At 42.0% G+C, this 12,141-nt stretch carries 13 protein-coding genes; 1 reads left to right on the plus strand and 12 read right to left on the minus strand.

The genetic code is table 11. The annotated features are described in order from the left end of the window. Positions 1 to 7 precede the first annotated feature (7 nt). From ACIQZD_RS11945 to ACIQZD_RS11960, 4 genes are all read right to left on the minus strand, one after another. Positions 8 to 1,990 carry a ribonuclease YeeF family protein gene (locus ACIQZD_RS11945; protein WP_402902471.1) on the minus strand — a complete coding sequence of 661 codons (1,983 nt, stop codon included), beginning with the start codon at positions 1,988 to 1,990 and terminating at the stop codon, positions 8 to 10. After that, entirely contained in the window at positions 1,987 to 2,277 is a 291-nt protein-coding gene (locus tag ACIQZD_RS11950) for a YwqI/YxiC family protein (RefSeq protein WP_063593419.1), read from the minus strand. Before ACIQZD_RS11950 ends, ACIQZD_RS11945 begins: the two co-directional genes overlap by 4 nt. Continuing rightward, on the minus strand, positions 2,277 to 2,705 hold the full coding sequence (locus ACIQZD_RS11955; RefSeq protein ID WP_336862378.1) for a YwqH-like family protein: 429 nt from the start codon (positions 2,703 to 2,705) through the stop codon (positions 2,277 to 2,279). Before ACIQZD_RS11955 ends, ACIQZD_RS11950 begins: the two co-directional genes overlap by 1 nt. A 227-nt stretch (positions 2,706 to 2,932) precedes the next feature. Next, positions 2,933 to 3,181 carry a hypothetical protein gene (locus ACIQZD_RS11960; protein ID WP_402902476.1) on the minus strand — a complete coding sequence of 83 codons (249 nt, stop codon included), beginning with the start codon at positions 3,179 to 3,181 and terminating at the stop codon, positions 2,933 to 2,935. Positions 3,182 to 3,525: 344 nt separating this feature from the next. On the opposite strand from ACIQZD_RS11960, the gene ACIQZD_RS11965 reads away from it, so the two are divergent. Continuing rightward, positions 3,526 to 3,930, plus strand: a complete 405-nt coding sequence (locus ACIQZD_RS11965; protein WP_241588676.1) for a hypothetical protein — start codon at positions 3,526 to 3,528, stop codon at positions 3,928 to 3,930. Positions 3,931 to 4,101: 171 nt separating this feature from the next. Here the strand turns inward: ACIQZD_RS11965 and ACIQZD_RS11970 are convergent, their stop codons facing one another. From ACIQZD_RS11970 to ACIQZD_RS12005, 8 genes are all read right to left on the minus strand, one after another. Next, on the minus strand, positions 4,102 to 4,395 hold the full coding sequence (locus ACIQZD_RS11970; protein WP_402902479.1) for a hypothetical protein: 294 nt from the start codon (positions 4,393 to 4,395) through the stop codon (positions 4,102 to 4,104). A gap of 335 nt (positions 4,396 to 4,730) precedes the next feature. Next, a complete protein-coding gene (locus ACIQZD_RS11975) occupies positions 4,731 to 5,756 on the minus strand; it encodes a serine hydrolase domain-containing protein (protein WP_402902482.1) in 1,026 nt (341 codons plus the stop codon). A gap of 127 nt (positions 5,757 to 5,883) precedes the next feature. Continuing rightward, positions 5,884 to 6,714: an ammonia-dependent NAD(+) synthetase gene (gene nadE, locus ACIQZD_RS11980; protein ID WP_402902486.1), complete on the minus strand. Its 831-nt coding sequence runs from the start codon at positions 6,712 to 6,714 to the stop codon at positions 5,884 to 5,886. A 34-nt stretch (positions 6,715 to 6,748) separates the two neighbouring features. After that, positions 6,749 to 8,218 carry a nicotinate phosphoribosyltransferase gene (locus ACIQZD_RS11985; RefSeq protein ID WP_402902488.1) on the minus strand — a complete coding sequence of 490 codons (1,470 nt, stop codon included), beginning with the start codon at positions 8,216 to 8,218 and terminating at the stop codon, positions 6,749 to 6,751. Positions 8,219 to 8,279: 61 nt separating this feature from the next. Beyond that, positions 8,280 to 8,831 carry a cysteine hydrolase family protein gene (locus ACIQZD_RS11990; RefSeq protein WP_402902491.1) on the minus strand — a complete coding sequence of 184 codons (552 nt, stop codon included), beginning with the start codon at positions 8,829 to 8,831 and terminating at the stop codon, positions 8,280 to 8,282. 15 nt (positions 8,832 to 8,846) lie between these two features. Next, positions 8,847 to 9,611 carry an NUDIX domain-containing protein gene (locus ACIQZD_RS11995; RefSeq protein WP_402902493.1) on the minus strand — a complete coding sequence of 255 codons (765 nt, stop codon included), beginning with the start codon at positions 9,609 to 9,611 and terminating at the stop codon, positions 8,847 to 8,849. A gap of 194 nt (positions 9,612 to 9,805) precedes the next feature. After that, positions 9,806 to 11,335: an acyl-CoA carboxylase subunit beta gene (locus ACIQZD_RS12000; protein WP_350302525.1), complete on the minus strand. Its 1,530-nt coding sequence runs from the start codon at positions 11,333 to 11,335 to the stop codon at positions 9,806 to 9,808. A 23-nt stretch (positions 11,336 to 11,358) separates the two neighbouring features. Next, positions 11,359 to 12,141, minus strand: a complete 783-nt coding sequence (locus ACIQZD_RS12005; RefSeq protein WP_402902498.1) for an enoyl-CoA hydratase — start codon at positions 12,139 to 12,141, stop codon at positions 11,359 to 11,361.

The following is a 12,141-nucleotide window of genomic DNA, read 5'->3' on the forward strand; positions in this document are numbered from 1 at the left end:
TTCCTCCTTATTCAATCAAAACTCCATTTTTCAAAATAAAGGATAATTTCCCAGCAGGTTTAACCCCCTCTACTGTCTCAGAAGATAACTTTATGGTTAACTCAGGGTACCTTTTACTTAGTTGCATGAATATTCCTGGTTTAACATTTGGATTAACAATTCCTTGTATACAAGTTGTACAGGCACCTTTTGGATTAGATTGATGTAAATTTAATGTACCGGTAACCTCCTCTGCCTTCAATCCTACTCTTTCAACCTCCAAAATGAATTCATTAATTACACCTTCCTCAGCATGTCTAGTAGATAAAGGATGGGAAGAAGGTGACTTAATTGGCCTATTGGGCATTACTGTGTCTAAATCAGGTAAACCTGCTTCTTTTCTAACTTTAGGTGAGCCACCCTCAAATATTTTACCTTCTAAACCTTTTACATCTGTTTTTCCAATAGCAATTGTTTGAGTTTCAGGAACACCTAGTTTTATTCTAAGAGTTTCCAAATCCTCTTTCCCAATGTTAATACCCGGTTTACTTCCAGTTCCATTTAAACCCTTACCACCATCACTCTTCACCGCAAACTTCTGAACAATTTCCTTAACCGTCGTATTATCAAAAGTGACATGCTTGTAGTTATTTCCATACACCGTCGCTAATTCTTCGACCCTTATACGGAGAGGCACTTTCACTTTACCGATTTCCCTGCCGAAGGCTTGAACCTTCTGAACCTGCTTTTGCGCAAATTCCTTGCTGTAAGGGACGAACTTTGTACCACTTGCCACTTTATCTGCGACCTTCGCCGCACCTGCCACACCGCCAATCCCGAGTGCCATCAGCAGTCCGTTCTGGCGCTGTTCCTCGGTTAACTGGTTGCCGAACATGTCTTTGCCGGTGACGGCTTCGCCGAGGCCATTGGCTGCGAGGAGCCCGTATATCCCGTATTCGGTTTTCTGGAGGAGGCTAAAGCCTTTTGTCGTTTTATAGGCATCGAGCGCGTGGTCCGCTGCGTTGAGCCCTTTGGCCGTTTTGTATAGGGCGCTGCCACCTTTGATGGCCCTGCCGGCCCAGCCGACGACTGGGATGAAACCAGCGGCTGCCATGGCGCCTGCGGCGATTCGTTCGGCATCGGACAGCTTGCGCCCTGTTACTGGATCGACTCCGGTTGAAGCCCTGATAGAATCATAATATCCCGTGAATTCCCCTGTAAAGGTTTTTGTCGTATCCCAGGCTTTTTCGTACCATGGGCGGTTTTCGAGTTCTTCCATTTCCTGTTCGATTTTCCGGGCTTCGGCTTGTTCCTTTTTAAAGGTCTGATAGTCTTTCATCTGACCGGCGACTTCATCCTTCATTTGATAGACGTCACTGCTCTTGAATGCCGATTGATCGAACGTCATCGGCGAAACGTGGCCGTCTTGTTTGGTGGCATCAAGCAAGGCACGGAAGAGGCCAACGGCCACGTTTTCCTGCCCGACGGACACATCATATTCCTCGACCAATTGCCGGTCGACATTCTCGACCTTTGTCACGGTGTCATCCAGTCTATGTCCGGCCAGCGTGATTTTTTCATTAAAGTCCTTTTGGTCGAACATATCAAGAGGCAGGATATCGTCAATGCTATTAAGGATCCTTTGAAGATCGTTCGCTTGTTCATCGACAAGCGACTTCGCTTGGTTGATGCCGTTTGAGACTTCGCCATCTAAAAAGGGGACCTCGACCACCGTATTTCCGGAGAGGTCCGCTTCTTCCAGACTGGCCGGTATGCCTTCCAAAAAACTGATCTGGGTCGTGAATAGTTCCATCCAGGCGTCCGCCACCTCGATTTGCGCTTCATAGAAGCTTTTGATGGCGGCAGCACCGGCTCCCTGGAACTCGTTATCCAGGCCGACGATGCCCTGAAATTCCTTTTTCAGGGCTGTGACTTCCTTCTTTAGTTCTTCATATTGCTTGGCGCGCGACTTGGTTGCGGCCGTCAATGTCTCGGCTTCATATATTTTCATCGCGTAGGATACCCATGTGAAGACGTATGGGCGATGGCTTCATCCTGTTCTTTTAATAAGTCAATGTTGGCACGGGTATCTTCCACATTTTTCTGGACGATTTTGATATATTGTTCAAAGACCTTCTCCAGGTTCGTTTCCCGGTCGATCCATTTCGAAGTGAATTCCAATTTATTGTTGCCAAGCTCGCCTGCCGGCAAATTTCCAAGCGTGACTGTACCAAGTGCCGTCTTCACCTGATCGACTTGCTTCATTACGGCAGGATGATTCAGTTTGATTGTCGTCATTAAAACAACCGCCTTTTTAAATCGGATATTTTACTTTCCAGCTGCTCAAATGCCTCTTCACCTTTGCTCAAAAGGGAGTCGGCTTCTTGGGCTATATTCCCCGCTATGCTAAGAAGCGTATTCTCGGCATTCAGCTTTGTAATCATCGCTTCGATTTTCCATTGGTAATCATCATAATCGTCATGAATGATACTAAACATCACATTATAGGCATCATGACGGGCATCCTGAAAGTGATCCGAACGGTTCCCTGTCCAGCTGCCACCAAGCTCAGGCTCTTTTATTTTCCTAATCTCGTTAAGACACATGCTCTGTTCTTTTATAATATCGTTTTTCGCATTTTCTAATCGATCAATTTTCACATTTAAATCAGCTTTTTTACTGGAGATAGCAGAGTGTATATTACTCAAAATATCTGCATATACCATGAAACTCACCTCAGAAACAGTATAATCCTACACTAAATGTCATATTTTCCTATTTAATATTATAAGGATTATAGTCCGAGAGTTAAATAGGGAGAAATATGCTATTTTGTCAGTTGAAAGAGAAGATTGGCATAAAAAAGTTCCTACATACCATATTCTTTATACCCGGCATTTTACCAATTTTAAACAAGTAACCCCCTGAATTCTCTATAAAAATTTCCAACACTTCATTCAAATTGTCCTTGACTGTATCTATGCAGCAGGTCATGCCGAACAAATTCCCTGCAAGAGGAAGATAAATGTGACCGCTCGGGATGTATCAAATCACCAAAAGGCAAATCACCGACAAATTTAACTTCACCTTCAAAATCCTGTCCGGATTCAGCATCAAAACCGATGACCTTCACAAAGCAAGTTTTGTGTCCGGTTTTCATAAAATCAATTACCGTTAACACATGATTATGTACATCATCCATCCTTTTTTCCTCCAACTCTAAGCATTAAGTTTTACCACTTTATAAATAAAGAAACCGATCAAACAACCATGGCTGAGATTGCTAAAGGCATTAAAAACATTGGAAATAGGCACTCCTGCTTTCCATGTATTACTTTATTTTTCTATGTATTTTGTTCAATCTACCCTTATTTAGCTGAAGTTACATGAACTGATTTCTTCATTCATTTATGTTTTTTTTCGTTTCCAAGCATGTTTATGATTTCCCATTACTTCCACCGAAGGTCAATCTGGCAGCCTCGAGGACCTTCCCTCTTCTATATAGATTTATAACCTGCTATAATCTAAGGATTGGAGGTGTGAGAAATGAAAGAAATCATCCAGATATTAGCTGAAATCGTCAATAATCTTCACGATTTCATCCTATTCTTTGTAAGTGACACATTAAATTCAAATGCAACGGACAAAGATTTGCATTTTTGGATAATGGGAATCATCGGTATCATCATATTTTTGTTCGTGTTAATTTTATCTAATTTAATTTCCCGGATGCGTTTTGGGATAACGATACTCTCTTTCCTTTATACCTTTACAGTCATGGTTGTTTTAGTATTTGCCATTGAAATACAGCAAGCCCTTACCAGCAGGGGGAATATGGAGTTTCAAGATGCGGCGGTAGGACTTTGGGGATTCATCGTATTTTTCTTGGTTTTTGCTGTACTATCGTCCATTTTCCTTTTGGTGAAGAATTTTTTCAAGCAATCAAAATAAAGGTAACGAAAGGTCACCTTGCTTAAAACATTCCAAATGGCCTTTTAATAACTTTAAATTCGGATTTTTGTATTGGCGGGAATGATAAAATCTCTGTAGCATCAACTTAAACCGGAAGGAAGGTTACAGAGAAGTAAATTTGATTCGGGGTAAATAAGTATATACGATCAATTACTTCGATTCACTTTCATTGAATAAATCAATGCTAAACAGATTGAAAGAATCGTCGTCATTAATACGTTCCTGGTCATTTCCGGGTATATCAGGACTATTTTCCCTGCGGCGGCGATTTACATCCCTTAATTCCGCTTCCAGAAATTCCGCTTGTTCGTGGGAAAGCTTGATCGTAATTTCATTATTTTGATCATCTGCCGCTTTCAAGAGGACATAACTATCCGCCGCATTACGTAAAGTCACATTGCTTACTGTTAAGTTCATGTTCGCGAGTTCATATCTTGCCTTCATAAAGTAAAAGGAACCTCCATCGGAAAATACCGGTTAAAATAATGTTTATTAAATATACTTTACTTCAAGATATCTAAATATACAAATTCTTTGTTTGAAAAAGCTTTGATACCTAAAGAAATCTGCCTCCTTAAAGTGCTTCCCAACACAAAAAATACGCCGCGTCTTGATAAAGATACAGTTGAAGTATCTTCACTATTCAGAAGTTCTGGAAACATTGGAGCAATTGAATGCGAATTCGTCCCTTTCTAAAATCTAAAACATGATATCCATGATTGAATTCAATTTCACTATAAACAAAGGGAACCCTTCACAAGCAGAAAGGTTCCCTTTGTTTATAGTTCTTTTTCAATCGCGCAAGTAATATGGTATGGACCCATGCTTTCATTTGAAGTAATGACGGTTCTCAATCGATTTGCCGGATATACCGCAGAATTGAAACTTACACCCGGATCATACCCCATAAGATGATATTTGAAAATCTCGTCATTTTTTTTACGGATCCATATACCATACCCATAGTATACCCCTTCATCTCCAGTAGCAATATGGGCTTCCAATAAGAGAGTGGTATATTCTTGATTCAGTAACTGATTGGAAAATAACCCATCCCAAAACCTGAACATATCTGATGTTGTAATATACGCCCCTCCATCCGCACCGCCTTTGATGGGAAGGGAATAAACGTTGGTTCTCCATGCTCCATTTTCTTCGTCTATGTACCCTAATGCAGTATTTTTAGGAAGCTGGTCCATGGAAAAATAACCGGAATTTATCATTTCACAAGGAAGAAAGATGTTCTTGTCGATATATTCAGAAAATTGGAGTCCGGTTAGTTCCTCAACAATCAATCCTAATAAAATATAGCCTGCATTATTGTAATGAAAGCTTTCCCCGGGTTCAAACATCATCACATCATCTTTAAACATTGGGAGGAAATCTTTTAATCTTTTTATATGGTACATGGGATTTTTCTGCCAAAGCTCTTCAAAATCATCCATCACTTTCTCATCAAAGTAATCAGGAATGCCCGAAGTGTGTGTTAAGAGGTGATGAATGGTTACATTTTGATGGAAATCAGGAAACACGATAGGAAGACAGTCTTTAAGCTTAGAATCAAGCCTAAGTTTTCCTCTTTGTATGAACTGGCAAATGGCTATCGCCGTAAACAGTTTACAACCGGAAGCAATTCCGAACCTTGTTTCGGTCGTATTCATGATTTCATCCGCTCGATTGGAATAGCCATGTGCTGAGCTATGGATCAGGTCATCTCCCGCTTTTACACCGATAACACCCGAAAATTCAATTTCCTTGCATGTTTCTTCAATAATCCTGGATATATCCATATGTAGAGTCGACATTTCGTTTTCCCCCTTGCCGGTAAAATTTTCATAACCGATGTGTTGGCCAAGGTGCTCATTAGGTCTTGCCAAAAAACCCGCATCTTATGTGATGCGGGATAACTTATTTCAGATTTCACTCGTTCTTTTATTTCCACCAAGTATCATAAACATTAATGGCTTCATTGCGTTTATGTTCGGTTTTAGTATACCATCCTTCGATGATTTCGGCAGCTTCCGTTCTGATTTCCTTGCCTTCAAGATAATCATCGATTTCATCGTAGCTAACGCCTAAAGCCACTTCATCAGGAAGTAACGGTTTGTCATCTTCCAAATCGGCCGTTGGTATTTTCGTATAAAGACGCTCAGGTGCACCGACGAATTTCAGGATTTCTTTTCCTTGCCTTTTATTTAATCGGTATAATGGAAGGATATCCGCTGCGCCATCACCATGTTTCGTAAAGAAACCTGTGATCGCTTCAGCTGCATGGTCCGTACCAAGCACAACGCCTTTATACAGTCCGGCTAAATCATATTGTACCTTCATTCGCTCACGTGCTTTGACATTTCCCCTTAAGAAATTCGATAGCTTTTCAGAAACCGCTTCTTCCACAGCTTTTACTGAAGCATCCACCGCTTCCTTGATGTTAACAGTAACCGTTTGGCTTGGCTTGATGAATTTTAAAGCCAGCTGCCTGTCATCTTCATCTGCCTGTACTCCATATGGCAAGCTTACAGCAACAAACTTATAGTCGCTGCCATTTTTTTCTTCATTCAATTCATTGACAGCGGTTTGAGCAATATACCCCGCCAGTGTTGAATCTTGACCTCCGGATATCCCAAGTACAAAACTTTTCAGAAACGCATTTTTCTTCATATACCCTTTTAAAAGATCAACACTTTTCCTGAATTCGGCTTCAGGATCGATCGTTGGTTGGACAAGTAATTTTTTTACGATTTCTTTTTGTAATGGACGCATTGGCATAGCCCCGCTTTCTAATAAAATAGATTGGTCATTTCGTTAGCATTCTTTCTACATTTGCTTTAACTTCATCTATATTCCTCATTTTATTATCCCAACAATCCTGGCTTAGATCTACCGGGTATTCTTCAGGATTCAGTGCACGAAGGTACTCCGGCCATAATACTTGGAGATTTTTTTGAGTGAAGGCCTTGATTTCATCTATGGTCGGCAATTCATAAATCAAACTTCCATCCTTGAATATATCCACATGCAGATCAACCGCATCGAAATCCGTGACGAATTTACTTAGGAAGGTATGGACAGGATGAAACATTTTTAATTTTTCCTGTTCCTGCGGCTTCTCATATTCCATCGCCAAATAATCACCTTCAGCATGATGATTCACTTTATTAATGATTCGGTATACTCGTTTTAAGCCAGGTGTCGTAACCTTTTCAGGGTTAGAAGAAATTTTGATGGTATCTCTCATATTCCCATCTTCGCCCTCTATTGAAACCATTTTATAAACGGCACCGAGCGCTGGCTGGTCATAAGCCGTAATCAATTTGGTTCCGATGCCCCAAATGTCAATCCTTGCTCCTTGTTGTTTCAAATTGATGATCGTATATTCATCCAGGTCATTGGAAGCGACAATCTTCGCATCATGGAACCCTGCGGCATCAAGCATACGCCGTGCTTCTTTTGATAAGTAAGCTAAGTCACCGCTGTCAAGACGGACGCCAATGAAGTTGATTTTATCGCCCAATTCCTTGGCAACACGGATTGCATTCGGGATGCCTGAACGCAATGTATCATAAGTATCAACCAAGAATACACAGTCTTTATGGGAAACAGCGTATTTATGAAAAGCTGTATATTCATCTTTATAAGCTTGAATCATGGAATGTGCATGCGTCCCTGAAACCGGAATGCCGAACAGCTTTCCAGCACGTACATTACTAGTGGAATCAAAGCCAGCAATATAGGCCGCTCTCGCTCCCCAAATTGCAGCATCCATTTCTTGCGCCCGCCTTGAACCGAATTCAAGGGCAGATTCCTCACCGATTACCTGTTTGATGCGTGAAGCTTTTGTTGCCACGAGTGTGTGATAGTTCACAATGTTAAGCAACGCAGTTTCAATGAGTTGAGCCTCACCAAGCGGTGCCTCCACCCGTAATATCGGTTCATTGCCGAAAACGAGCTCTCCCTCTTTCATGCAGCGAATCGCTCCAGTGAAACGAATGTTCTTCAAATAATTCAAAAATTCTTCATCATAGTGCAGATCATTTTTTAAATATTCGATATCACTTTCCGAGAAGGAAAAGTTTTGAAGGTAATGGACAATTTTTTCAAGTCCTGCAAAAATCGCATATCCGCTATTAAATGGAAGCTTTCTGAAAAATATCTCGAAAACTGCCTTTCGGTTATGTGTTTTGTCCTGCCAATAAGTTTGGGCCATATTGATTTGGTAAAGGTCAGTGTGTAATGCGTAACTGTCGTCGTTGTACTTTTTTTCCATGGATAGTTCCTCCCAAAAGAGAAGCATTCGCTTCCCTTCTATTCTGTTGCTTGAATGGATTTTATAGAATGGTTGCTCCAAGAGATCCTTTAAAATGTCCAAGCGCCCAATGGTGACCGGCATCATTGAACGAGGCCACTGCATTTTCATATACAAAGATATTATAGCCTAGATTATAAGCGTCGATTGCCGTATGCAAAATACAGATATCTGTACAAACCCCGACTAAATATACATCGGTGATGTGACGTTCCCGCAGGCGGATATCAAGGTCCGTTCCTGCAAAGGCCGAATAACGTGTTTTATCTATATAATGAACATTCTTTTGATTTTTATTAGTTTCATATTCCTCTTTTAACGCCCCGTATAAGTCTCTACCCATTGTACCCCTAATATTATGCGGTGGAAACAAATTCGATTCGGGATGTAAGCGGTCTCCTTCTTCATGTAAATCAATCGCGAATACCGTATATTCGCCGTGTTTGATAAAATCCCTGGTTATATTGACTAATTCCTTCTCGATATCCTGACCTGGCTTCCCGCAGGTCAATGAACCCCCGTCTGCCACGAAGTCATACGTATAATCTATATTGATCAATGCCTTTTTCCCCATATCACCAATTCCTCCTCAATAGTAAATAGAGTCCATGACAATCTCTGCATTAAATCGGTAAAGCTGTGAAGGCCGATACGAATTCCGTTTCGTTTTCTTCTGCATTCCCTTTTCATCCAAGACTTTCTCCAAAAACGGGAGCTTCGGGGCTTTTGCATAAAAAAGTGAGTCTGCACTGATTTTTGCATCATCTCTGGCTGTCAGCAATACCCGTTGCAGCTCAGAAAGTGTAAATTCATCCGGCAGGAATTTTTGGGCTATCGTCGTTTGCACCATTTCTTTTTTCATTAAATTCATCGCATCGTTAATAATTGTATAATGATCGAATGCAAGATCTAATTGTAAGGCTTCCTGAATCGTGAACAATTCAACCTCGGCTGCGTCGTCATTCGCTTTTCTTTGATGAAGAAACTCTTCCTGGACAATGGCATAGAAAGCATTGGAAATGATCCAGCCCCTGGGATCGCGTCCTGGCCGGTCATAAACCCCGAAATGCTTGACATGGAATCCAGCTACGCCCGTTTCTTCTTTCAATTCTCGTTTGGCTGCTTCATAGGCAGTCTCGCCAGCATTGACAAAGCCTCCGGGCAAAGCCCATTTATCTCCTTCAACATTGGGGTTTCCTTCCTTATCTTTTGTGGCACGTTTGATTAATAATAGCTTCAAAAACATTTCAGGGGGGGCTTTCTCTGCCGTTTTCTTTGTTGTAATAGTAAAGATCGCAATATCTGCTGTGTATCCATCTGGTGTAATATATTTCTTTTTTTCCTGCTGAGCCATGGCAACTCTCACTTTCTTTCACTAAGTATGGAATTTAAGTAATTAGTAAATCATTAATTACTAATTATAGTACTCTTCCTTGTTTGATTTAGCAACTCTAAATCAGAAAAATTTTCTAATTATTTAAATAATCATTTATTTTATTACATGAAAACAAGCCCGGTCATGATGACCGGGCTTGTTTATTGAATTCTTTAAACGGGATAGACCCCATGTTTTCGATCGGTAAAAGTCAATTGCTTACTGCTATACGCTTCAAAGCGGGCGCTCAATTCATCACGCAGGTCATTTGGCTGGATGATGCCATCAACAATCATCTCGGAGGCTAAGCGGTAGATATCGATGTCTTCATTATACTCATTGCGCTTCTGTTCGATGAATTTAGGGCGCTCTTCTGGTTCCATTGCATTGATTTTATTGGCATAGACTGCATTGACCGCAGCTTCTGCCCCCATGACCGCTATCAATGCCGTCGGTAAGGCCAGAACGCAGTCCGGTTCAAAAGCTGGACCTGCCATCGCGTATAGTCCAGCACCATAAGCCTTACGGACAATGACAGAAATCTTGGGAACCGTGGCTTCACTCATGGCCGAAATCATTTTCGCACCATGGCGAATGATCCCTGCCCGTTCGACCTTCGTCCCAATCATGAACCCTGGAATATCCACCAGGAATAACAACGGTATATGGAAAGCATCACATAAATTGATGAACTTGGCTGCCTTATCAGCTGAATCATGGAACAGGACGCCGCCCTTGACACGCGGCTGATTGGCTATGATCCCTATCGTTTGTCCATTTAGCCTTGCAAGCCCAGTGATTAATTCAGGGGCAAATAGCTTCTTGATTTCACAAAACGATTGCCTGTCTATAATCCTATCGATCAGGTCATACATATTGAAGGCTGCATTCTGATTTTTAGGAATCAGTTCTTCCAACGTTTTTTCGAAATCCGCAGGCAGCTCAGGTTTTACGCTTTTTGGCCTTTCTTGATAATTTCCTGGAAAATAGCTTAAGTACCTGCGCGCAAACGCGATCGATTCTTCTTCTGACTTGACAAGCACATCCCCGCATCCTGAAACGGAACAATGCATTTTCGCCCCGCCCATTTCCTCTTCACTCACCTTTTCGCCAATGACCATTTCTGCCATTCTCGGTGAACCTAAATACATGGATGCATTGCCATCAACCATTACGACGATATCACAAAAAGCTGGGATATATGCCCCGCCGGCGGCAGACGGACCGAACAATAGACAAATTTGAGGGACTTTTCCTGATAACTTTACTTGGTTATAAAAGATGCGTCCTGCTCCGCGGCGTCCCGGAAACATTTCTACTTGATCTGTAATTCGTGCCCCGGCAGAATCGACTAAATAAAGAAGGGGCAGCTGTAACTTCTCAGCTGTTTCCTGAATGCGAATGATTTTTTCGACGGTTCTTGCTCCCCAGGAACCAGCTTTAACAGTCGAATCATTGGCCATGACACAGACCCTTTGACCATTGATTTTCCCGATGCCTGTAACCACACCATCGGCAGGCAGACCATCACTGGCACAATTAGCAAAGAATGCGTCCTCTATTTCAACCCCTTCATCGAAAAGCAGCTCGAGCCGTTCACGTACGAAAAGCTTTCCTTTTTCAGCGTTTTTTTGATGATATTTTTCTAAACCGCCTTTTTTAATCGTCTCAACCGTTTCGGTTAGTTTATCCGTCGTTACCATCCCTGTTCCTCCTTCAATTGAAATCATTGGCCCTTAAATACCGGTTTGCGCTTTTCCTTGAATGCTGACAGACCCTCCAGTCGGTCACGGGTTTTTAAAGTTGTCTGATAGCAGTCTTTTTCAATTTGCAATCCTGTTTTCAAGTCAGTCTCAGCCCCTTGATTGATCGCCGCTTTTGCAGCCCTGAGTGCCAATGGGGCATTGACCGCAATTTCCTTAGCCAATTTTTTCGCTTCCTCAAGTAAATGCTGGGGTGAATATACATGACTGATGATTTTCAATGCATGTGCCGTTTTTGCATCCAGTCTCCTAGCCGTATAAATCAGTTCTTTCGCTGTCGGCACTCCGACTATCCGCGGCAGTCGCTGTGTACCGCCGGCGCCTGGGATGATGCCTAACGATGTTTCTGTCAGTCCCACCTTCGCCGTTTCCGATGCGATGCGTATGTCACAAGCTAGTGCCAACTCCAGCCCTCCGCCAAAAGCCGAACCGTTAATCGCGGCGATGACCGGAACTGGAAGGTTTTCTACAGCAGTAATCGTATCTCCAATCAACTTGACTGTCTCCCTGACTTTATCATCATTCATACCTGCTCGTTCCTTAAGATCCGCACCTGCACAAAACGCCTTTTCACCTGCTCCCGTTATAATGACTGTTCGTAAATTGGAATCGCTTTTCAATTCCTCCAGCCCTTCAACTAAGCAATGAAGCAATTCCGTGGATAAGGCATTAGCAGCATCCGGCCGATTCAAAGTCACGAGGGCAATTCCCTTTTCTTCATGACTGATGTCAACTAATGAAGTCAT

The organism is Peribacillus sp. NPDC096447 (assembly GCF_044762725.1).
Taxonomy (GTDB): domain Bacteria; phylum Bacillota; class Bacilli; order Bacillales; family DSM-1321; genus Peribacillus.

Bases quoted from the DNA above. Each gene is read 5' to 3' on its own strand.
- ACIQZD_RS11945 (WP_402902471.1), bottom strand. From the start codon at position 1,990: ATGAAAATATATGAAGCCGAGACATTGACGGCCGCAACCAAGTCGCGC.
- ACIQZD_RS11950 (WP_063593419.1), bottom strand. From the start codon at position 2,277: ATGACGACAATCAAACTGAATCATCCTGCCGTAATGAAGCAAGTCGAT.
- ACIQZD_RS11955 (WP_336862378.1), bottom strand. From the start codon at position 2,705: ATGGTATATGCAGATATTTTGAGTAATATACACTCTGCTATCTCCAGT.
- ACIQZD_RS11960 (WP_402902476.1), bottom strand. From the start codon at position 3,181: ATGGATGATGTACATAATCATGTGTTAACGGTAATTGATTTTATGAAA.
- ACIQZD_RS11965 (WP_241588676.1), top strand. From the start codon at position 3,526: ATGAAAGAAATCATCCAGATATTAGCTGAAATCGTCAATAATCTTCAC.
- ACIQZD_RS11970 (WP_402902479.1), bottom strand. From the start codon at position 4,395: ATGAAGGCAAGATATGAACTCGCGAACATGAACTTAACAGTAAGCAAT.
- ACIQZD_RS11975 (WP_402902482.1), bottom strand. From the start codon at position 5,756: ATGTCGACTCTACATATGGATATATCCAGGATTATTGAAGAAACATGC.
- nadE (WP_402902486.1), bottom strand. From the start codon at position 6,714: ATGCGTCCATTACAAAAAGAAATCGTAAAAAAATTACTTGTCCAACCA.
- ACIQZD_RS11985 (WP_402902488.1), bottom strand. From the start codon at position 8,218: ATGGAAAAAAAGTACAACGACGACAGTTACGCATTACACACTGACCTT.
- ACIQZD_RS11990 (WP_402902491.1), bottom strand. From the start codon at position 8,831: ATGGGGAAAAAGGCATTGATCAATATAGATTATACGTATGACTTCGTG.
- ACIQZD_RS11995 (WP_402902493.1), bottom strand. From the start codon at position 9,611: ATGGCTCAGCAGGAAAAAAAGAAATATATTACACCAGATGGATACACA.
- ACIQZD_RS12000 (WP_350302525.1), bottom strand. From the start codon at position 11,335: ATGGTAACGACGGATAAACTAACCGAAACGGTTGAGACGATTAAAAAA.
- ACIQZD_RS12005 (WP_402902498.1), bottom strand. From the start codon at position 12,141: ATGACTTCATTAGTTGACATCAGTCATGAAGAAAAGGGAATTGCCCTC.